Source organism: Rhodococcus sp. NJ-530, assembly GCF_003860625.1.
GTDB lineage: Bacteria > Actinomycetota > Actinomycetes > Mycobacteriales > Mycobacteriaceae > Rhodococcus_F > Rhodococcus_F qingshengii.
Genome location: NZ_CP034152.1, coordinates 2,305,955 through 2,326,717, shown reverse-complemented (window position 1 = coordinate 2,326,717; position 20,763 = coordinate 2,305,955). Strand labels below are relative to the sequence as shown.

General features: G+C 63.0%; 20 protein-coding genes and 1 pseudogene. 7 read left to right on the top strand and 14 right to left on the bottom strand.

Annotated elements, in window-relative coordinates:
• The first annotated feature begins 17 nt into the window (after positions 1 to 17).
• Positions 18 to 974: a diacylglycerol kinase family protein gene (locus EHW12_RS10845; protein WP_125050604.1), complete on the top strand. Its 957-nt coding sequence runs from the start codon at positions 18 to 20 to the stop codon at positions 972 to 974.
• A 255-nt stretch (positions 975 to 1,229) separates the two neighbouring features.
• Complete coding sequence (locus EHW12_RS10840; protein ID WP_003940950.1) at positions 1,230 to 1,484, top strand: WhiB family transcriptional regulator; 255 nt, start codon at positions 1,230 to 1,232, stop codon at positions 1,482 to 1,484.
• A gap of 119 nt (positions 1,485 to 1,603) precedes the next feature.
• On the opposite strand, the gene EHW12_RS10835 is transcribed toward EHW12_RS10840, so the two are convergent.
• The 4 genes from EHW12_RS10835 to EHW12_RS10820 all read right to left on the bottom strand — a co-directional run bounded on the left by EHW12_RS10835 (position 1,604) and on the right by EHW12_RS10820 (position 4,568).
• Complete coding sequence (locus EHW12_RS10835; protein WP_003940890.1) at positions 1,604 to 3,106, bottom strand: histidine kinase N-terminal domain-containing protein; 1,503 nt, start codon at positions 3,104 to 3,106, stop codon at positions 1,604 to 1,606.
• Positions 3,107 to 3,114: 8 nt separating this feature from the next.
• A complete protein-coding gene (locus tag EHW12_RS10830) occupies positions 3,115 to 3,330 on the bottom strand; it encodes a biotin/lipoyl-binding carrier protein (protein WP_007731208.1) in 216 nt (71 codons plus the stop codon).
• 312 nt (positions 3,331 to 3,642) lie between these two features.
• Positions 3,643 to 3,924 (bottom strand): mycothiol system anti-sigma-R factor, encoded by a 282-nt coding sequence (gene rsrA, locus EHW12_RS10825; protein ID WP_003940722.1) that lies wholly within the window; start codon positions 3,922 to 3,924, stop codon positions 3,643 to 3,645.
• Complete coding sequence (locus tag EHW12_RS10820) at positions 3,921 to 4,568, bottom strand: sigma-70 family RNA polymerase sigma factor (RefSeq protein ID WP_085989606.1); 648 nt, start codon at positions 4,566 to 4,568, stop codon at positions 3,921 to 3,923. The genes rsrA and EHW12_RS10820 overlap by 4 nt, the downstream gene beginning before the upstream one ends.
• A gap of 258 nt (positions 4,569 to 4,826) precedes the next feature.
• On the opposite strand from EHW12_RS10820, the gene ybaK reads away from it, so the two are divergent.
• The gene (ybaK, locus tag EHW12_RS10815; protein WP_058039127.1) at positions 4,827 to 5,321 is read left to right on the top strand and encodes a Cys-tRNA(Pro) deacylase; all 495 of its coding nucleotides are present in this window, start codon (positions 4,827 to 4,829) and stop codon (positions 5,319 to 5,321) included.
• A 24-nt stretch (positions 5,322 to 5,345) separates the two neighbouring features.
• On the top strand, positions 5,346 to 6,059 hold the full coding sequence (locus tag EHW12_RS10810; protein WP_030535006.1) for an SIMPL domain-containing protein: 714 nt from the start codon (positions 5,346 to 5,348) through the stop codon (positions 6,057 to 6,059).
• A 3-nt stretch (positions 6,060 to 6,062) separates the two neighbouring features.
• Here EHW12_RS10810 and EHW12_RS10805 read toward each other — a convergent pair.
• Positions 6,063 to 6,814, bottom strand: a pseudogene (locus tag EHW12_RS10805) (SOS response-associated peptidase).
• A 49-nt stretch (positions 6,815 to 6,863) separates the two neighbouring features.
• Between EHW12_RS10805 and aroA the strand changes: the two are divergent.
• Both aroA and rsgA read left to right on the top strand, forming a co-directional pair.
• Positions 6,864 to 8,177: a 3-phosphoshikimate 1-carboxyvinyltransferase gene (gene aroA / locus EHW12_RS10800; RefSeq protein ID WP_030535008.1), complete on the top strand. Its 1,314-nt coding sequence runs from the start codon at positions 6,864 to 6,866 to the stop codon at positions 8,175 to 8,177.
• Complete coding sequence (gene rsgA / locus EHW12_RS10795) at positions 8,126 to 9,163, top strand: ribosome small subunit-dependent GTPase A (protein ID WP_030535009.1); 1,038 nt, start codon at positions 8,126 to 8,128, stop codon at positions 9,161 to 9,163. Before aroA ends, rsgA begins: the two co-directional genes overlap by 52 nt.
• A 98-nt stretch (positions 9,164 to 9,261) precedes the next feature.
• Here the strand turns inward: rsgA and EHW12_RS10790 are convergent, their stop codons facing one another.
• The 6 genes from EHW12_RS10790 to EHW12_RS10765 form a co-directional block, all read right to left on the bottom strand.
• The gene (locus EHW12_RS10790) at positions 9,262 to 10,503 is read right to left on the bottom strand and encodes a fatty acid desaturase (RefSeq protein WP_003940700.1); all 1,242 of its coding nucleotides are present in this window, start codon (positions 10,501 to 10,503) and stop codon (positions 9,262 to 9,264) included.
• 138 nt (positions 10,504 to 10,641) lie between these two features.
• Positions 10,642 to 11,904: an acyl-CoA desaturase gene (locus tag EHW12_RS10785; RefSeq protein ID WP_003940901.1), complete on the bottom strand. Its 1,263-nt coding sequence runs from the start codon at positions 11,902 to 11,904 to the stop codon at positions 10,642 to 10,644.
• 24 nt (positions 11,905 to 11,928) lie between these two features.
• Positions 11,929 to 13,047: a ferredoxin reductase gene (locus tag EHW12_RS10780; protein WP_003940928.1), complete on the bottom strand. Its 1,119-nt coding sequence runs from the start codon at positions 13,045 to 13,047 to the stop codon at positions 11,929 to 11,931.
• Between the two features lie 92 nt (positions 13,048 to 13,139).
• On the bottom strand, positions 13,140 to 13,640 hold the full coding sequence (locus EHW12_RS10775) for a hypothetical protein (RefSeq protein ID WP_030535010.1): 501 nt from the start codon (positions 13,638 to 13,640) through the stop codon (positions 13,140 to 13,142).
• A 23-nt stretch (positions 13,641 to 13,663) separates the two neighbouring features.
• On the bottom strand, positions 13,664 to 15,073 hold the full coding sequence (locus tag EHW12_RS10770) for a wax ester/triacylglycerol synthase family O-acyltransferase (RefSeq protein WP_125050602.1): 1,410 nt from the start codon (positions 15,071 to 15,073) through the stop codon (positions 13,664 to 13,666).
• Positions 15,067 to 15,492, bottom strand: a complete 426-nt coding sequence (locus EHW12_RS10765) for an HAD-IA family hydrolase (RefSeq protein ID WP_003940859.1) — start codon at positions 15,490 to 15,492, stop codon at positions 15,067 to 15,069. The genes EHW12_RS10770 and EHW12_RS10765 overlap by 7 nt, the downstream gene beginning before the upstream one ends.
• A 130-nt stretch (positions 15,493 to 15,622) precedes the next feature.
• Here EHW12_RS10765 and EHW12_RS10760 point away from each other — a divergent pair, with 130 nt between their 5' ends.
• Complete coding sequence (locus tag EHW12_RS10760; protein ID WP_228402140.1) at positions 15,623 to 16,141, top strand: Rv3235 family protein; 519 nt, start codon at positions 15,623 to 15,625, stop codon at positions 16,139 to 16,141.
• Between the two features lie 36 nt (positions 16,142 to 16,177).
• Here the strand turns inward: EHW12_RS10760 and secA are convergent, their stop codons facing one another.
• The 3 genes from secA to EHW12_RS10745 form a co-directional block, all read right to left on the bottom strand.
• Entirely contained in the window at positions 16,178 to 19,021 is a 2,844-nt protein-coding gene (gene secA, locus EHW12_RS10755; protein WP_125050600.1) for a preprotein translocase subunit SecA, read from the bottom strand.
• Positions 19,022 to 19,152: 131 nt separating this feature from the next.
• Entirely contained in the window at positions 19,153 to 19,833 is a 681-nt protein-coding gene (gene raiA, locus EHW12_RS10750; RefSeq protein ID WP_003940893.1) for a ribosome-associated translation inhibitor RaiA, read from the bottom strand.
• A gap of 175 nt (positions 19,834 to 20,008) precedes the next feature.
• A complete protein-coding gene (locus EHW12_RS10745) occupies positions 20,009 to 20,740 on the bottom strand; it encodes a ComF family protein (RefSeq protein ID WP_054826505.1) in 732 nt (243 codons plus the stop codon).
• Positions 20,741 to 20,763: the final 23 nt, after the last annotated feature.

Sequence of the window (20,763 nt, the reverse complement as noted above, 5' to 3'; positions counted from 1 at the left end):
GGATAGGCTCATGCCCCGTGCGCGCACTGCTGATCGTCAACCCCAATGCCACCTCCACGACCGCTGCCGGTCGTGACCTGTTGGCACACGCCCTCGAGAGTCGGGTGCGACTTACTGTGGCGCACACCACACATCGGGGTCATGCCGCCGACCTGGCGCGCGAAGCCCACGAAGACGGCTTCGGCTCGGTGATCGTCCACGGCGGCGACGGAACGGTCAACGAAGTGGTCAACGGACTGCTCGGGTCACCGCATCCCGCGTCGATGAAATCGGTTCCGGTCGGTCCGATCCCGACGATCGCAGTCGTTCCAGGCGGCTCGGCAAACGTTTTCGCGCGTTCACTCGGTATTGCCGCCGACCCGATCGACGCCACGAACCAACTCGTCGACCTCCTCTCCGAACGGACCAGGCGCCGAATCGGGCTCGCACACTGCGACAACCGTTGGTTCACGTTCAACGCCGGAATGGGCCTCGACGCCGATGTGTGCGAGGCCGTCGACGCCAGCCGTAAGAACGGTGACGCCGCCACACCCGCCCGGTATGTCCGAACCGCGATCGCGGCGTTCTTCCGTGCCAAGCGAGCCGAACCAGCGCTGACCGTCCACCTTCCCGATCAGGATCCCGTCTCCGGAGTCCACTACGCATTCGTCTCGAACTCGAGCCCGTGGACATATCTGGAAGAGCGTCCCGTCCACACCAATCCGGGAACGACCTTCGACAGTGGACTCGGCATCTTCGCCATGACGAGCACCAAAGTTCTGCCGTCCCTGCGGGTTGTGCGGCAACTACTCGCACGCGGCGCGGAGCCGAAATCGAAGGTCCTCTTACGCACCGACGACGTCCCGACAATCACCATCGAATCGTCGCGACCGATCGGACTCCAGATGGACGGCGACTACATCGGACTTCGTGAAAAGGTCGAATTCACCTCGGTCCCGGATGCACTGGAAGTGTTCGCACCGATTACGACGTGAGTCAGGCAACACGTTTGACCTGCAAAAACTCTGGTGCCAAAAGGTCGAAATCGGGTAAAATGCCGGTGACGCCCAGGTGGCCGTCAGGTGTGTCACAAATTAGTGAGTTGGCCCACGAACCCGTTCAAACCTATTGACATACCGCGAGTTCGTGAAAGCATTCACAAGTAACAGTGCGGAAACATTGATGACGCACACACAAACTCATTGGTACCAAATGGTGTGAATACACACCCAATTAAGGAGCGAAAAAAGATGGACTGGCGCCACAACGCAATCTGTCGCGACGAGGATCCCGAACTGTTCTTCCCCGTGGGAAACAGCGGACCGGCCCTCGCTCAGATCGCTGATGCCAAGGTTGTCTGCAACCGCTGCCCCGTCACCGCCGAGTGCCTGTCGTGGGCTCTCGAGTCCGGCCAGGATGCAGGCGTCTGGGGCGGAATGAGCGAAGACGAGCGTCGCGCACTCAAGCGTCGTAACGCACGTACCCGTGCACGCACTTCCGTCTAGGTAAAACCGAGACGTTCGACTCGCGGCGGAGAACAGCCCCTCTGCACAGTCGAAGACGACAGCCCGGCACCACATGGTGCCGGGCTTTTTGTCTGCCCGAATCGCTAACGCTGCTCGAATCAGTAACGCGCAGAACGTCTACCGAGCGGCACACGCAGAACCGCGTCGGTACCGCCTCCGCTTCCCGGGTGCAGTCCGAGCGAGCCACCGAGTTCGGCGCCCAGCAAAGTCCGCACGATCTGGAGTCCGAGCCGATCGGACTTCTCGAGGTCGAAGTTCTCCGGCAGTCCGCGCCCGTTGTCGTGGATGATCACGTCCAACCAGCGTGCAGAACGCTCGGCACTGAGTGTGACCGTGCCGGTCACACCCGGATCGAAAGCGTGCTCGATCGCGTTCTGCACCAACTCCGTCAGCACCATGACCAGCGGGGTGGCGCGCTCGGCGGAGAACACTCCGAAACTGCCCTCACGCCGAATCGTCACCGGCACACCTACTCCCGCGACATCGGAGAGCATGGGAACCAACCGGTCGATCACCTCGTCGAGATCCACCTCTTCGTCCACCGACATCGACAAGGTGTCGTGAACGAGGGCGATGGACGTCACGCGCCTCACCGACTCTGTCAACGCTTGTCGCGCTTCGTCGTTGCCGGTTCGCCTGGCCTGTAGACGCAGAAGCGCCGCGACGGTTTGCAGATTGTTCTTCACTCGATGGTGAATCTCGCGGATGGTTGCGTCCTTGCTCAGCAGAGCGCGATCACGACGCTTGACCTCGGTGACGTCGCGGACGACGACCGCAGCACCGACATGCCGGCCGCCAGGCTTGAGAACCAGGGCCCGCAGCAGAACGGTCGCCCCGCGCGCCTCGATCTCCATACGGCGACCGGGCTTGTCCGCCAACGTATCTCGGATGTATCCCGCAGCTTCCTGAGACTCGAACGGGTCGGTGACCAACGAACGGGTCAGCGCTGCGAGGTCTTGGCCCACCAGATCCGAACTCAGACCCATCCGGTGATAGGCCGAGAGCGCGTTCGGGCTGGCATAGACGACTGTGCCTTCGGTATCGAGACGGATGAAGCCGTCGCCCGCACGTGGGCTCGAGTTCGTGTCGGAGCGCGATTCTCGGATCGGGAAGGTTCCGTCGCTGATCATCTGACACAGGTCTTCGGCGCAATCGAGATACGCGAGTTCGAGCGGACTCTGCGCTCGCTGGTGCGACAGGTTGGTGTCGCGGCTCAGAACAGCGATGACTCGCCCGTCCAGACGCACCGGAACGGCTTCCCGACGCGGCGGCATTCCTTCACGCCACGTCTCGTCTTCTCCGCGCACGACGCGGCCCTCCACGAGAGCGCGAAGAACCTGCGGGTGCTCGGACTCGGAAACGACCGTTCCGACCGCATCCTCCGGAAAAGCCGTCGATGCCGTTGTCGGCCGGCAATGCGCGACGCAGATGACCGTCCCCTCGGATCGGTTCTTCTCCGATTCGGTGCCCACCCACAAGAGAACGTCGGCAAAGGAGAGGTCGGCGAGCAGTTGCCACTCCCCCACGACGCGCTGGAGATGGTCGACCGCCGCACCGGGAAGATCGGTGTGTTCGGCGAGGAGGTCACTGAGAGTGGACATCGTCCGGCTTAGGAGATCACGGCGATCAGATCGCCTTGCTGAATCACGTCGCCGACCTTGACGCCCACCGTCGTCACCGTTCCCGGAACCTCGGCCAGGACGGGAATCTCCATCTTCATGGATTCGAGGATGACCAGGGTGTCGCCGTCCGCAACGACGTCTCCCTCGCTCACGACGACCTGGTAGACCGTCGAAACCATCTCGGCGCGCACGTCTTCTGCCATCGTGAACCTCACTTCTGTCGGAACTGCACTCTGACCACGAAAATACGTCGACGGATCACTCGATCGACCTGCCAATGGAACCACACCGGCATCGGCGTGAAACAATGACGCGAAAGAAACAGAAGGGAGACCAATCATGGGTAAGCGTGGTCGTAAGAAGCGCAGCCGTAAGGGCAACGCCGCTAACCATGGCAAGCGTCCAAACGCCTGACATGTAGCGCAACAAAACGTCCGAGGGCGGGGAAGCATTGCTTCCCCGCCCCTCGGCGTTACTGCCTTCCGACTGCTGCCGCTCAGATCTTCGCTGACGGGCTAGCTGTCGGTTTCGGTAGTCGTTATGACGATGGTCCGACGCAACTCGACGGTGAGCCTCTGACGCAGGCTTTCCGGCGCATGGTCTCCGCCGCACTTACGGTTGATCAGGCTCTTGACCTTCTCTTCGATCCCGTAGGCCTCGAGGCACGATCCACAATCGTCGATATGACGCTGCAGGCGAGCACGACTTGAATCGTCGCATTCACCGTCGAGCATCAACCAGACGTCGGCGATGACTGCCGAGCAGTCGAGCCTTTCGAATTCGTCCTGCTCACTCATCGTGTGACACCTTCCGTCTCGGTGGCTGCGACTGTGGCTGTGTCGACCGCGCCGTCCCGATTGAATCCCCGGTCTTTTGCGACATCGGCCAAAAGACCACGCAATTGCTTGCGACCACGGTGCAGTCGCGACATCACCGTTCCGATGGGTGTGCCCATGATCTCCGCGATCTCCTTGTACGGGAATCCTTCGACATCGGCGTAGTACACGGCCATACGGAATTCCTCGGGAAGCGACTGCAGCGCCGCCTTGATGTCGTCGTCAGGCAACGCGTCGAGCGCCTCCACCTCGGCCGATCGCAGCCCCGTCGAAGTGTGCTCGGCGGTGGCGGCCAACTGCCAGTCGGTGATCTCGTCCGTCGGATACTGCGCGGGTTGGCGCTGCTTCTTGCGGTACGAGTTGATGTAGGTGTTCGTGAGAATCCGGTACAGCCAGGCTTTCAGGTTGGTACCGGCACGGAACGAACGGAAAGCGGTGTACGCCTTGACGTACGTCTCCTGCACGAGATCCTCGGCATCAGCCGGATTCCGCGTCATGCGCAGGGCAGCGCCGTACAACTGGTCGAGCAGCGGGAGCGCGTCGCGCTCGAACCGGGCAATCAACTCATCCGCAGTTTCGGGCGTTTCGGACACTGCGCCGTCGATAGGTTCAGCTACCCCTGACGGTTCGTCCTTGGGCCGGTCGTGTTCCAGCACTCTGATCCCTTCACTAGCCGTAGGGATCAAGGTTACCGCCAACTGAAGATCCGACCCACGGGCCGGTGGTGGCTCACACACAGCCAGCACGGTCGCTCCTTCGCTTCTCGGGACAAGTTTCATCAACTGGTACCAACACGGGAGTCAGCGACTCTGTTCCCGGCCTGGTCGGATGCACCTGTCGGCGATCCACATAGGGTGTTCCTCATGGCCGGAACAGCGACCCCTGCGACCGTACTTCTCGACAAGTCGAAGACACCGCACCGCGTCCACAGCTACGACCACGATCCTCGCGCCGAATCTTTCGGCGACGAGGCGGTCACTGCACTGGCAGAGTCGACAGGTGTCGTGGCTGCCCAGATCTTCAAGACCTTGGTCGTCAAACTCGACACCGGCAAGCTCGCCGTCGCGGTTCTGCCGGTCCCGGACAAGCTCTCCCTCAAGGCTGCAGCCGCTGCCCTCGGTGCGAGCAAAGCCGTCATGGCCGATCGCGCCGAAGCCGAGCGCTCGAGCGGCTACGTCTTCGGCGGTATCTCACCGCTCGGCCAGCGCAAGAAACTGCCGACCGTGATCGATGCGTCGGCGCTCGACTGGGACCGCGTTCTCTGCAGCGCCGGCCGACGCGGCCTCGAAATCGAGCTGGCTCCGACGGACCTCGCGCAGCTCAGTGGCGCGGTCACGGCGCAAATCACGGCGGGCTGAGTATCCGGTCGCTACGGTCTCACCATGCGACCACACCTGAAAACTCTTGCACTGACCGCTGCGACGGCAGCTCTCACCGTCTCGCTGACGGCCTGCGGGAGTTCGGACAATGCCGCCAAGGAAGTCACGGTAGTCGGATCAGGGCAGGTCCGCGGGGCGCCGGACATCCTCAATGCCGACATCGGCATCGAGGTGGTTGCCCCGGATGTATCGGGAGCGGTCTCGGAGGCGAATGACAAGGCCCGTCAGATGATCGACGCGATAGTCGCCGCCGGGGTTGCCCCCGAGGACGTGCAGACAAGCGATCTGTCCGTCCAGCCGCAGTACGACGCCAGCGGCGGACCGTTCGTCGGCGGCAACGTGACCGGCTACCGGGCGACCAACTCGGTACGAATCGTCGTCCGCGATCTCGACAAGGCCTCTTCTGTCCTGGACGCCGGCATCGCGGCGGGCGGAAACGCGGCACGGCTCGGTAACGTCGCCTTCGCCATCGACGACGACTCTCAGCTTCTGGCCGACGCTCGCACCCGTGCCTTCGAGGACGCGAAGAACCGTGCCGAGCAGTACGCGGATCTGTCCGGGACGTCGCTCGAAAACGTCGTGACCATCACCGAGGCACACGACACGAGTGGCGGTCAGACCATGCGCGCTCCCGACGCCTCGATGTCCGACATGGTTCTCGCCCCGGGAACCCAGCAGGTCTCGTTCGAAGTGACCGTCACCTGGGCTCTCGGCTGACTGCTAGAGCAGGCTGATCTGCTCGCCGGCACGGTCGACGTCCGGCTCGATCAACTCGTGCCCGTTGTTCTTGACACTGTTGACCAGCGGCCGGACTCGATCGACGTCGATCCGCTCGAAGAGGTCCGGTACCGGTTCGAGCAGAGCCGAATCGACGGTGTTGTCGGGATCGAGCCACGCCTCCCAGCGGTCACGAGGCAGGGCGAGGGGCATGCGGTCGTGAACCTGCTCGAGGTGACCGAGAGAGTCGACCGTGACGATCGAGCAGCTCAGAACGGGGCTCGCGTTCTCGACACTCGGGTCCCGCCAGGCAGACCACACGCCCGCCATGAACAGCCGTGATCCGTCGTCGGGGTGCATGTAGTAAGGAATCTTCGCTGCCTTCTTCCCGCCGGTGGCCTCGGTCTGCCACTCGTACCACCCGTCCATGGGACCAGGCAACGCTTGAACTTGAAGGCGGTCCGAAACGCCGGCTTCTCCGCCAGCGAGTCGGCGCGGGCGTTGAACAGGACCGGGCCTTTGCCCAGTTCCTTGGTCCACGACGGCACCAATCCCCACCGCATCCGCCGAATCCTCTTGGTCGGATCGCTGTCGGGGTTCTCCCGATCGTGGCGTTCGACGACGGTCAACACCTCGGTCGTGGGGGCCACGTTGTAATCGGCTTCGACGGGCGCCGAGTGGTCGGTCTCGTCGAGCGCATCGAGTTCCACCGCCAGGGTGGCCGGGTCCGCTGTGGTCGCATACCTTCCGCACATGACACCCAGGGTGGCACGGTTTCGACCATTCCCCCACCGATGAGAGAAGATGGACCATGTGAGTCTGAGTCTGTGGAGCGCCCCGAGGGCCCAAGCACCCGTCGATGCAGTGGTGACGCTGCCCGGATCCAAGTCCATCACCAATCGAGCTCTGATTCTGGCCGCACTTGCGGATGGCCCGTCCACGATCACCGGTGCACTCCGCAGCCGTGACGCCGACCTGATGATCGCAGCTCTGCGTGACCTCGGCATCGGCGTCGAGGAAGCCGGTGATGCGACCACGCTTCGCATCACCCCTGGACCCCTGCGCGGCGGCGAGGTCGACTGCGGCCTGGCCGGCACCGTGATGCGCTTCCTGCCGCCACTCGCCGCGATGGCCGACGGCATCGTCCACTTCGACGGCGACGAGCAAGCACGCACACGACCGCTCGGCACCATCTTGGAAGCACTGCGCGGTCTCGGCGCTCGGATCGAGGGTGACGCACTCCCGTTCACCGTCACCGGAACCGGATCCCTACGCGGCGGGACGGTCACCATCGACGCATCCGGTTCGTCGCAGTTCGTCTCCGGTCTCCTGCTCTCGGCTGCTGCGTTCGAAGAGGGTGTCACCGTTCACCACGACGGCAAGCCCGTCCCGTCCATGCCACACATCGACATGACCGTCGAGATGCTCCGCGAGGCCGGAGTTTCCGTGACGACGCCAGCCACGGGCGGTGACGCGGACACCTGGCGTGTGGCACCGGGGCCGGTGCGCGCCGTCGACTGGGCGATCGAACCCGATCTCTCCAACGCCACACCGTTCCTGGCCGCTGCCGCAGTGACCGGCGGAACCGTCAGCGTCCCGATGTGGCCGTCGTCGACGACGCAACCCGGCGACGCGATCCGCGGGATCCTCGCCTCGATGGGGGCCGACGTCACTCTCGCCGATGGTGTCCTGACCGTCCGCGGCCCGGAGAAACTGCGCGGCATCGACATCGACCTCCACGACGTGGGAGAGCTGACCCCCACCGTGGCGGCCCTGGCCGCTCTCGCCGAGGGCACCTCGCATCTACGAGGAATCGCGCACCTGCGCGGGCACGAGACAGACCGTCTCGCCGCCCTCGCCGACGAGATCAACAAACTCGGCGGCTCCGTCACCGAAACCGATGACGGCCTGACGATCGTTCCCGCGGAACTCCATGGCGGACAATGGCTCTCGTATGCCGACCACCGCATGGCAACAGCCGGCGCCATCATCGGCCTGGTCGTCGACGGTGTCGAGGTCGACGATGTCGGAACCACAGCCAAGACACTGCCGGGCTTCGAGAACATGTGGATCGACATGCTCGAGAGTTCGTCGGCGGCACCGAAGGCAAGCTTCTGAGTCCGCGGCAGTACGACGAGTCCGACGTCCGGGTACGCCCCGGGCGCGGATCCCGCCCCCGTACGAAGACTCGGCCCGAACATCTCTCGGCCGAATCGGGGATGGTGGTGTCGAAGGATCGTGGCCGTTGGGGTTGCGTCCTCGGCGGCGATCCCGACCGGCTGATCGTCACGATGCGCGCCCGCGAACTTGGCCGAACCCCCATCGTCGTCGGCGATCAGGTGGACATAGTCGGCGATCTGTCGGGCAAAACCGACACCCTGGCGCGCATCGTCCGGGTCTCCGAGCGTTCGACGGTTCTGCGACGGACCGCCGACGACACCGATCCCTTCGAACGTATCGTCGTCGCGAACGCGGAGCAGCTTCTCATCGTCGTGGCACTCGCCGATCCCCCACCGCGCACCGGCTTCGTCGAGCGCGCACTGGTCGCCGCCTACGTGGGTGGCCTGACGCCGATCGTCTGCCTGACCAAGAGCGACCTCGAACCGCCGGAGGAATTCGCGAGCACGTTCGCCGACCTCGACATCCAAGTGGTCGTCGCCGGTCGCGACGATCCCCTGGACGAACTGACGCAGATCCTCGAGCACAAGTTGACCGCCCTGATCGGACATTCCGGCGTCGGAAAGTCGACACTGGTCAATCGCCTTGTCCCCGATGCCAATCGAGCGGTCGGCATTGTATCCGGCGTCGGCAAGGGCCGGCACACGTCGACGCAATCGGTGGCGCTCCCTCTCGCCGGTGGCGGCTGGGTGATCGACACCCCGGGCATCCGTTCGTTCGGTCTGGCGCACATCTCGCCCGAGAACGTGGTGGCGGCGTTCTCGGATCTCGCTGCGGCGATCGAGGATTGCCCGCGCGGATGCACGCACCTCGGACCGCCGGCAGATCCCGAATGCAAGCTCGACCTGCTGGAGGGCAAATCAGCTCGACGCGTCGTCGCTGTGCGACAACTGCTGGAAGCGATCAAGTCCAACGATCAGTACTGAGCGCCCCCGAGCGACGTTCCGGGCGAGAACAGCAAAGCGGCCCGACACCATCGAATGGTGTCGGGCCGCTTGCTGTCTACGGTCAGCGCAGTCGACGATCAGCGCAGGCCGAGGAGGCTGCGCAGCTTTCCGCTCTTGCGCTTACGTGCGATGGCGCTCTTGAGGCCACTGCGACGCCCGGTCACGGGATCGACAGTCGAGGTCAGTTCGCCGTCGAACATCCGCTCCGACGCCGTCTCGGGCGCATTGTCGACGGTGTCCTTGAGGTACTTGTTGGGCAGCGACAGCTTGGCGATGGTTCGCCAGGACTTGGCGTACTGCACGGCAAGCGGGCCGGTCGTGTACGGCAAGTCGTACTTGTCCGCGAGCTGACGCACCGTGACCGCGATGTCCTTGTAGCGGTTGCTGGGCAGATCAGGGAACAGGTGGTGCTCGATCTGGTAGCTCAGGTTGCCCGTCATGAAGTCCATGAGCGCGCTGCCCTCGATGTTGGCGCTGCCGAGCATCTGACGCAGGTACCACTGAGCCTGCGTTTCCTTGTCGATGTCTTCCTTGGTGAACTTCTCGGCACCGTCCGGGAAGTGGCCGCAGAAGATGACCGCGTTGGTCCACACGTTCCGCAAAGTGTTGGCGGTGAAGTTGGCCGACAACGTGCTCTTCCACGCCGGGCCGGTGATGGCCGGGTAGATGACGTAGTCGCGCAGGACCTGCTTGCCGATCTTCTCGCCGACCTCACGGAGCTTGCGCTGCGTCTCTTCCTTGTCGGCGCGGCCCTTGGCCACCTTGCCGAGCTCGAGGTGCTGAGCGGCGATGCCGTACTCGAAGAACAGCGCGAGCAGCGTGTTGTAGACCAGGTTGCCGGCGTTGAAGGGCTTCCAGCGCTGATCGCGGGTGACGCGGAGGAGTCCGTATCCGACGTCGTCGTCCATTCCGAGGACGTTGGTGTACTTGTGATGCAGGTAGTTGTGGGTCTGCTTCCAGTGCGCAGACGGGCCGGTGACGTCCCACTCCCACGAGGTGGAGTGAATCTCCGGGTCGTTCATCCAGTCCCACTGCCCGTGCATCACGTTGTGCCCGAGTTCCATGTTCTCGATGATCTTCGAGAGCGTCAGCAGGCCAACTCCGGCGAGCCACGCCGGACGACGACGGCTCGCGAAAAGCACTGCGCGGCCGCCGATTTCGAGCGAACGCTGCAGACGAATGACGTTGCGCACGTATCGCGCATCCTTCTCGCCGCGCGACTCCTCGATGTCGCGACGAATCGCGTCGAGTTCGCGGCCGAGCGCCTCGATGTCGGCGTCCGTGAGATGTGCGTATTCCTTGACATCTGCAATCGCCATGGAAAGCCTCCTAGCAGTGAGTTAGGCGCAAAGTAGTAAGTGCAGAACGATCATCGATTCCAATCGTTCAGATCAACTGCACCTACTGTAGTGTAACTTACGGCACCGTAGGTTAGGTTTTTCCCGATGTAACCTATATCACTTCCGGCGCTTCGGCATGCGGGAACGGGCCTGCGACTTGAGTGCGGTCAACAAACCGAGACGCTTACCGGTGATCGGATCGGTACGAAGGTCCTCGACCATCGCCATGGCTGCGTCCCGGAATCCCGAGTCGCGGAACCGCAGTTCCGAAGACGTTTCCGGAGCATTGTCCGAGGTTGCGGTCAGCCACTTGTCCGGCAAAGCCAACTTGTGGATGGTGCGCAGAGCCAGAAGATACTGCTTGAAGAGCGAACCGGTGGTGTACGGGAGATCGAACTTCTCGCACAATGCACGCATCTTCACAGCGATTTCGGGATAGCGGTTGCTCGGCAGATCGGGAAACACGTGGTGCTCGATCTGGTAGCTCAGATTGCCGCTCATGAGTCCCATGAGCTTGCCGGAATTGAAGTTCGCACTACCGAGCATCTGGCGCAGGTACCACTCGTGACGAGTCTCCTGCTCGAATTCGGCAACCGTGAACTTCTCGGCACCGTCCGGGAAGTGGCCACAGAAGATGACGACGTACGCCCACAGGTTGCGCACGAGGTTCGCGGTCGCATTGGCCGACATGGTCGACTTCCACGCCGGCCCCGTCAGCGCCGGGAACAAGATGAAGTCCTTGCCCACCTGACGAAAGATCTTGCGCGCGAAGTCTTTGTTCGCCTGCGAGTTCAGCTGCCCCTTTTCCGCGCCCTCCAACTCGGCTGCCGCCGTGAGGTCGTGCAGCGCGATGCCCCACTCGAACGTGGCCGCCAAGATCACGTTGGCGATCGGCTGGAAGAGGTTGATCGGCTTCCACGGCTCGTCACGAGTCATACGCAGAATCCCGAAACCGAGATCCTCGTCCATACCGACGACGTTGGTGTACGTGTGGTGCTGGTAGTTGTGGGCGCGCTTCCAATGCTCGGAAGGACCGGTCTGATCCCACTCCCACGAGACGGAGTGAATCTCGGGATCGTTCATCCAGTCCCATTGCCCGTGCATGACGTTATGCCCGAGCTCCATGTTCTCGATGATCTTCGACAGGCTCAGCAGGGTCGTGCCGACCAACCATGCCGGTCGGTACCGACTGCCGAACAATGCGATACGCCCGCCGAGCTCCAACGCCCGCTGGACGCGAATGACGCGACGAATGTAGCGGGCGTCCCGGATCCCACGAGAGTCTTCGATGTCGAGTCGAATCTGATCGAGTTCACGTCCGAGAGCTTCGACATCGGCCTCGGTGAGGTGCGAAAACTCTTTGATATCGGTGATGGCCACCGTGGTCCTCCGTGTGCCTAGAAGCTATGCGTCCAGCGTACAGTCGCCGGCGGCGGCGGAGATGCACGTCTGGATGCGCTCGCCCTCCGCGTGCTGTTTCCCCGAGCGTAGATCGATCGCGTGGCCGGCAACGAGAGGTACGACACACGTCTGGCAGATGCCCATGCGGCAACCGAACGGCATCAAGGCACCGGACTGCTCGCCTGCCTCCAGAAGCGTTGTCGCACCGTCGACGGTGATCGTCTTACCCGACTTCTCGAACGTGACCGTGCCACCGTCGGCCGAAGCGTCGATGCGCGATACGGCGAACCGCTCCATGTGGAGTCGATCCTCGATGCCTTCCGCCTTCCAGACGTCTTCGAGCTCGTCGAGCAACGGGAGGGGCCCGCACGCCCAGGTGTGGCGCTCACGCCAGTCGGGGCAGACCGTGTCGAGAGAACTGAGTTTGAACTTTCCGTCACGGCGCGTGAGTTGAACGTGGCTCACGAAGTCCTCGTGCTCGGCGTGCAGTGCTGTGAGTTCGTCGGCGAACATGACGTCGGATTCCGTCGGAGCCGAGTGGATGTGCATGACGTCGGGCAATTGACCGCGCCGGTTCATCGTCCGCAACATGCCCATGACCGGAGTGATGCCACTGCCGGCAGTGATGAACAGGATCTTCTCCGGTGGCGGATCCGGCAACGCGAAGTTGCCCGAAGGCGTGGCCAGTCGAACGATGGTTCCCGACGGCACGGCCCCGCTGACGAGGTGGCTCGAGAGAAAGCCCTCGGGCATGGCCTTGACCGCGATGGAAATGCGCTTGTTCTCCCAGTTGGGAGGCGAGGTAAGTGAGTACGACCGCCAATGCCAACGGCCGTCGATATGCAGACCGATGCCGATGTACTGCCCCGGCTGGTAGTTGAAGTCGAATCCCCAACCCGGCTTGATGACGATGGTCGCCGAGTCCGTGGTCTCGGGCCGGACTTCGACGATCTGACCACGCAGCTCGCGCGCGGACCACAACGGATTCGCGAGGTGAAGATAGTCGTCGGGAAGCAATGGTGTGGTCAGCCGAGCCGCCGCACCGCGAAGCAGATTGAGCTTCGACCGCGCTGCCGGAACTACCGACGCTGCCGGTGCCTCGATCCAGTCCTTCAGACCCATCAGACCTCCACCTCTCACCTTCCGAACCCACTGCCTACGGTACCGTAGGTTATCAGGTTACGGTACCGTAGGTTACTTCACGGTAAGCACATTCACAGCAGGTCGAGCAAGAACGGCAACTCCTGCGCGGCGTACCACGCCAACTCGTGGTCCTCCGCGTCACCGAGCGTGAACTCGGCATCGGCGTCACCGAGATCCGCCGCGTCGACTATGCCAGCAGCGCGCTCGATGTCCGATTCTGCCTGTTCGAGGTCGACATGCACAGATGCAACCTGAGCCATCGTGACAGGACCCGCCAATCGGACTACCGAATCGTCGAGATCGGGCCGTAACTTCACATCGGCATCGTCGACGTCGGCGGCAACGACAGCACGCCGGAAGGTGACGTCACCCTCGGTTCCGGCGATCAGCCGCAGCGACGCACGCGCAGCCTCACCCATGGCGACCTCGGCCAACTCGTCGTCGTCCCCCGCCGCGTACGACTCACGCAGAGTCGGGGTGACCGCAAAAGCCGTCCGGCTCATAGGGTCGAACTCCTGATCTGCGACCAACTGCTGCAAAATCTCGACCGTCGCCGGTACGTACACCCTCATGAGACCACCTTCATGCTCGTTCGTCACCGACTCGCATACGTCAATTCCTCGAGTGACTCGAAGATCAGCGAACGAACGACGTCGACGTCCGACATCGCGTCACGGTCGGCATTCAAACCGTAGTAGACATTCCCGTCGTACGACGTCAGGGCGATGCTGAGTGTCTGATTCTTGAGTAGTGGCGACACGGGATACATCTCGAGCATCCGAGCCCCACCGAGGTAGAGCGGAAATTGCGGCCCTGGCGCATTGGTGATCATCAAGTTGAACATTCGCTGCGACAGACTGCTGGCCGCACGCGAGCTCATCGCATGCAGCGTCGCCGGCGCAAACCCGGACATTCGCACCATCGTCTGCGCGGTGACCCGCCGACCCTGACGCGCGAATGCCTCCGTCGCATGGGCCACGTGCGAGAGCCGAACCACCGCGTTGGGTTCACCGACAGGCAGGTCGATGAGGAACGAGGAAACATGTCCGGGCGCTTGCGGATCGTCGACGTCAGGACTCTCCGGGCCGTCGGTGTAGACCGACATGGGCACCATCGCTCGCACGATGGTCGCCTCGGTCACCGGTTCACCGCGCGAGAGCAACCAGTTCCGCATCGCACCCGCGATGACGGTCAGGATCACGTCGTTGATCTCGCACCCGTACCGCGCACGAATGCGTCGATAGTCCTCCAGAGACGTCTTGGCCACCGCAAGGCGTCGATTGCGCGAAATGGTGGCGTTGAGCGGGCTCGACGGGGCTACCTGCGTCGCCGTTCGAACCACTTCCGCGAGTTTCCCGAGTGCACTCACAGCCTCGGTGACGGATGTGGTCACGTCGTTGAACGCTGCACGCGCCCGTGCGATCCCCTCCCCCGGGCTCGTCACGAGATCCGCCAGTGCACTGACCAACAAGCTGGTATCGCTCGGCGGCCTGGCGGGCATCCACAATTCTTCGGGGCCTGGCGCTCGATTCTTCTCCGGATCGAAGATCACCTGACTGATCTCTGGAGCCGCCTCGCCGTCCACCAACGACGAATGAGACTTCGTGAAGATGGCAAATCTGTTTCTGGTCAGCCCCTCGACCAGGTACATCTCCCACAACGGCCTCGTGCTGTCGAGTGGTCTCGACGTCAGCCGCGCGATCAGATCCATCAGCTGTTCGTCGGAACCCGGTTTGGGCAGAGCAGATCGGCGAACGTGATAAGTGATGTCGAAATCCGAGTCGTCCACCCATACCGGGCGGGCCAGACCGAACGCCACCTCGCGAACTCTCTGTCGGTACCGCGGAACCGATCCGAGCCGCTCTTCGACAAGTCGAAGCAACTCCTCGTGATCGATCCCGTTTCGCAGTTGCCTGAAGATCCCCAACGAGCCGACATGCATCGGCGTCGTCCCGGCTTCGAGGAAGTAGAAAGCGGCATCCTGAGTCGTCAGTCTGTTCACCATGGCTTCGTGTCCCCTCCTTCGCCGAGATCGAACAGAATCGACAACTCCTCGATGGTCGATTCCGAGCCGACGTGATGGACCCCGACCATCCCGACGGCCACAGCCGCCCGGACGTTGATTTCGAGATCATCCACGAAAACGAAATCCTCCGGCTCGACGCCCAAACGACTCGCTGCCAACAGATAGATCTCGGCGTCGGGCTTTGCCATCTCGACATCACCGGACAAGATCACGTCGTCGACCAAGACCCCGTCGCCGAGATCCCGCAACCACTGAGCACTGGCGCCGCCGGGATCGTTGCTGACGATTCCCGTCACGATTCCGCGGGCCTTCACCGCGCGCACGACCGCGCTCAAGCCGTCGAGATCCGATCCCGGACCGAACAGCACGCCACCGACATCCAACAGAAGTCCCCGCACGCCATCACCCTAAGTCGCGATGGTGATCACGGCGACATCTCGAGCGATTCGTGTCATGCTTCTCACCATCGCTCGGGGGAGCGAAGTCCGAGACAGCTGTCTCGGACGCAGGATCATCCGGGGGGATGTCATGGAGCAGGACTGCAAGATCGTTCTCGAGCCGGCGCCGCAATTCGAGCCTCACCCGCATACCGTCGTGCTGTCGCGGCCACAGTGCCGGCCAGACCGAACGCAGTGCCGAACAGACCGGATGCTGCGTCGCCCGCGAAAGACGCCACACAACGGAACGTCGCCCAGTACCGGGTTCACTCACGCTCCGGAACCGCGGCTGGTAGGTGCCGACATCTTCTGGAACCGATCACTACGTCTGGTTCTCGAAACCGTCGACCGACGACGAAATCCACGGCAGCTCAAGGGCGTGTTGACGCCGTCCGTCCTGGAAGTTGTTGCGAGACTTTACACTTCGGATTTCTCGGCCCGGAAGCTGGGCGGCGCGGCCGTTCACCGCACCCACGTTCAAGCAGTGTCGGAGAGTACCGCCGAAGTCTGTGCGACGTACACACGAGGCACGCAGACTTTTGCCGTCGCAGGCCGGATCGACCACACAGACGAAACAGGCTGGACGGTCACCGCACTACACGTGGTGTGACCGTCCAGCCTGCCGAGTACTGACTGCGCTAATACCTCAGCGCTTGCGCTTGGACTTCGGAGCTCGATTGCTCTTCGACTGCGTCCGTGCGGCTTCACGACGTTCGCGACGAGAGGCGGCACCGTCGCCGGTGTCGGCAGCCGAGTCACGTGTTGCCTTTGCCTTGCCGTCCTCGTCCGGGCCGGTGTACGTCAGACGCGACGGACCTTCGTCGTCAAGTCCCTTGGCGCGCAACGCCGTCGGGGCGGCAGTTCCGGCTGTCCTGACCGCGGCCTCCTGCGTGGGGAGCGGCTTGGGCGCCGTGGCGGACGCCGCGGCGGCAGAGCCCGCGGTGACGGAAATTCCACTTGCGGGCTGCGCCGGAGCTGCCTCGACCTGCAGGTTGAAGAGGAATCCGACGGACTCTTCCTTCAATCCGTCGAGCATGCCGATGAACATGTCGTAACCCTCGCGCTGGTACTCGACCAGCGGATCGCGCTGGGCCATCGCACGCAGACCGATTCCCTCCTTGAGGTAATCCATCTCGTAGAGATGCTCACGCCACTTACGGTCCAGGACCGAGAGGAAGACACGACGCTCGAGTTCACGCATACCGTTTTCGCCGGCGATCGCATCGATCTCGGCTTCGCGCTTCTTGTACGCCGCGTGGGCGTCTTCGAGCAAAGCGGTTCGCAGGTCGTCACGGCTCAGGTCACTGTTGATGCCTGCGCCGTCCTCCCCGGCCAACGTCTTGTGATCGATGCCGACCGGGTACAGCGTCTTCAGCGCCGTCCACAGCTGCTCGAGATCCCAGTCCTCGACGTATCCCTCGGCGGTGGCACCGTCGACGTAGGCGGTGACCACGTCAGTGATCATCTGCTCGACCTGGCCTTCCATGTCCTCACCCTCGAGGATCTGGCGGCGCTCCTTGTAGATGACCGTTCGCTGCTGGTTCATGACCTCGTCGTACTTGAGGACATTCTTGCGAATTTCGAAGTTCTGCTGCTCCACCTGGGTCTGAGCGCTCTTGATGGCCTTCGAGACCATTTTGGCTTCGATCGGGACGTCGTCGGGCAGGTTCAGGCGCGTCATGATCGACTCGAGTGCCGAACCGTTGAAGCGGCGCATGAGCTCGTCACCGAGCGAAAGGTAGAACCGCGATTCGCCGGGATCACCCTGACGTCCGGAACGACCACGCAACTGATTGTCGATTCGGCGCGATTCGTGACGCTCGGTGCCCAGGACGTACAGGCCGCCGGCATCGCGGACCTTCTCGGCGTCTGCCTTGACCTCAGCCTTGACCTCGTCCAGGACTGCGTCCCAGGCTGCCTCGTACTCGTCCGGCGTCGTGACCGGGTCGAGGCCCTTCTTGCGCAGCGCGATGTCCGCGATGATGTCCGGGTTACCACCGAGCACGACGTCGGTACCGCGGCCGGCCATGTTGGTCGCGACGGTGACCGCACCGGAGCGACCGGCCTCGGCGATGATGGTCGCTTCCTTCTCGTGGAACTTCGCATTGAGGACGTTGTGGGCAACGCCGCGCTTGGTGAACTGCTTGGACAGGTACTCCGAGCGCTCGACGCTGGTGGTACCGATCAGCACGGGCTGGCCGTTCTCGTGGCGCTCGACGACGTCGTCGACCACCGCGTCGAACTTGGCTTCCTCGGTCTTGTAGATGAGGTCGCCGTTGTCGACTCGGACCATCGGACGGTTGGTCGGGATCGGGATCACACCGAGCGTGTAAGTCTGGTGAAGCTCGGCAGCTTCCGTCTCGGCGGTACCCGTCATGCCCGACAACTTGTCGTACAGACGGAAGTAGTTCTGCAGGGTGATGGTGGCAAGGGTCTGGTTCTCCGCCTTGATCTCCACCTTCTCCTTGGCCTCGATCGCCTGGTGCATGCCCTCGTTGTAGCGGCGGCCGACCAGCACGCGGCCGGTGAACTCGTCGACGATGATGACCTCACCGTCGCGGACGATGTAGTCCTTGTCCTTGGTGTAGAGCTCTTTGGCCTTGATCGCGTTGTTCAAGTAGCTCACCAGCGGCGAATTCGCGGCTTCGTACAGGTTGTCGATACCGAGCTGGTCCTCGACCAGTTCGACGCCCGCCTCGTGCACACCGATGGTGCGCTTGCGGATGTCGACCTCGTAGTGAACGTCCTTCTTCAGCAGCGGCGCGATGCGCGCGAACTCGCTGTACCACTTGCTGGAGCCGTCGGCCGGGCCCGAGATGATGAGGGGGGTTCGAGCTTCGTCGATGAGGATCGAGTCGACCTCGTCCACGATGGCAAACGCATGGCCACGCTGGACCAGGTCGTCCAACGAATGCGTCATGTTGTCGCGCAGGTAGTCGAACCCGAACTCGTTGTTGGTGCCGTAGGTGATGTCGGCTGCGTAGGCGACGCGGCGCTCGGCCGGCGTCATACCCGAGAGGATCACGCTGGTCTCGAGGCCGAGGGCGCGGTGAACGCGGCCCATCCACTCGGAGTCGCGCTTGGCGAGGTAGTCGTTGACCGTCACCACGTGGACGCCGTCACCCGCGATCGCGTTGAGATAAGCCGGAAGAACACAGGTCAGGGTCTTGCCCTCACCGGTCTTCATCTCGGCGACGTTGCCGAAGTGCAGGGCCGCGCCGCCCATGATCTGCACGTGGAAGTGCTTCTGGTCGATCACGCGCCACGACGCCTCGCGGGCAACCGAGAATGCCTCGGGCAGCAACTCGTCGAGAGTTTCCCCGGCGGCATAGCGCTCACGGAACTCGGTGGTCTTGGCTTTGAGTTGCTCGTCTGTCAGGCCTTCGACATCGGGCGACAGAGATTCCACATGCTCGGCGATGTGCTTGAGCCGCTTGACCATGCGACCTTCACCAACACGGAGCAGCTTCGATAGCGACAGCGACGGCACAGTCTTCTTCGTCCTCAATCTTCGGCGACAGGGGGTCACACACTGAAAATCCGGCCGGGGTCCGAAAACTCCGGCCGGATTCCATGGTAGGCGCTACCGGCGGCGAGCGAGCAAACCCACCACCGATTGGGTCATGTCAGGCGGATCAATCCGTAGTCGAAAGCGTGACGACGGTAGACGACGGACGGCTTGTCCGACTCCTTGTCATGGAAGAGAAAGAAGTCGTGTCCGACCAGTTCCATCTCGTAGAGAGCGTCGTCGATGGTCATCGGCTCGGCCGGGTGATCCTTCGTGCGGACCACGCGTCCCGGGCCGTCGTACTCGTCCGGCTCTTGACCGTTCAGCGAAATGTCCGGTGTGACTCCGAGTGAGTCTGCGTCGACGAGGGAGGCGGTTGCCTCCGCGACGGACACCGGTCGCTTGTCGCCGTAATGGACCTTCTTGCGGTCCTTGGTTCGACGGAGGCGACTCTCGAGCTTGTCGATCACCGATTCGAAGGCGGCGTAGAAGCTGTCTGCGGACGCTTCGGCTCGGGCCACCGGGCCTTTACCTCGAGCGGTGATCTCGACGCGCTGGCAACTCTTGGCCTGTCGTCGGTTGCGTTCATGTTGGAGTTCCACGTCGAAGTGGAATATGGAGGGGTCGAAGTGTTCGAGTCGCGCCAGCTTTTCCGAAACGTAGATTCGGAAGTGATCGGGGATCTCGACATTTCGTCCCTTGACTACGACGTCGGATCTCGGAGCTGCGGCATTCTCGGAACGCTCGATGGTGGCGTCCTCGATGAAAAACGAGGCTTGCGAAGGGGTCGTCACTCGTACCTCCCAATTACGGCCCCGCCCCACGGTGGGCGGCGGCAAATTCTGCAAGTACCGAGAGGGGATCCGCCCGGCACCAGTATCGAAGTACCACCTCCTACCAGTATTTTCGGGTGTGCCGCCGACGCTAGTACGTAACGCGCGCGAGTGCCACTGTTCCAACGAAATTCATCTAAGCCCCTGCAAGGACAAGCACGAGAGTTGTCCGAATCCCACTGAGCGAGAGGGCCCGAACCGACTCTGCCGCAGTCGCTCCCGTGGTGAGGACGTCGTCGAGCAGGACGATGTCACTGTCCCCGGCAATCGAAGAGATCGCAGTGGTGTCGAGAGACACATGACCGTTCACGTTGGTCACCCGGTCGGCCGCGGACAGTCCCACCGAGTCACGTACACCTCGCGTCATCCGGAGAATCGGACAGACACGTACCGGACGCCCCGCGACAGAACCAATTTCCCGCTTTCCGCGCACACTTTCGGCTATCCGGCGAACCGGATCACCCCCGCGAGATCGCGCCGCTCGGGCGCGCGTGGGAGCCGGCACCAGCACGATCGGCGGACGACCCCCGCTGCCGAGCTCGCCCCACCGTTCCAGAGTGGCCAACGCGTCGGCCACAGCGATCCCCAGAGGCATCGCGAGGTCCCGACGACCCCGTTCCTTCATCTCGATCACACTGCGCCGCCTGGGGCCGTCGTAGCGGCCGAGTGCCCAGACGGGCACGCCCGGATCCACGCGCGGACTCAGTTGAAGCGGATGATCGCGCAGCAGTTCCGCGCACTCACCGCACCACAGAGTCCCCGAGCGGCCACACCCACCACACTCGCGTGGCAACAGCAGGTCGAGCAGACCGGCACCGAATTTCTTGTCCCCCATGGCCGAATCATGAACCTGAGCACCGACATGCATCAGAGCGCAGACATTCACCAGAG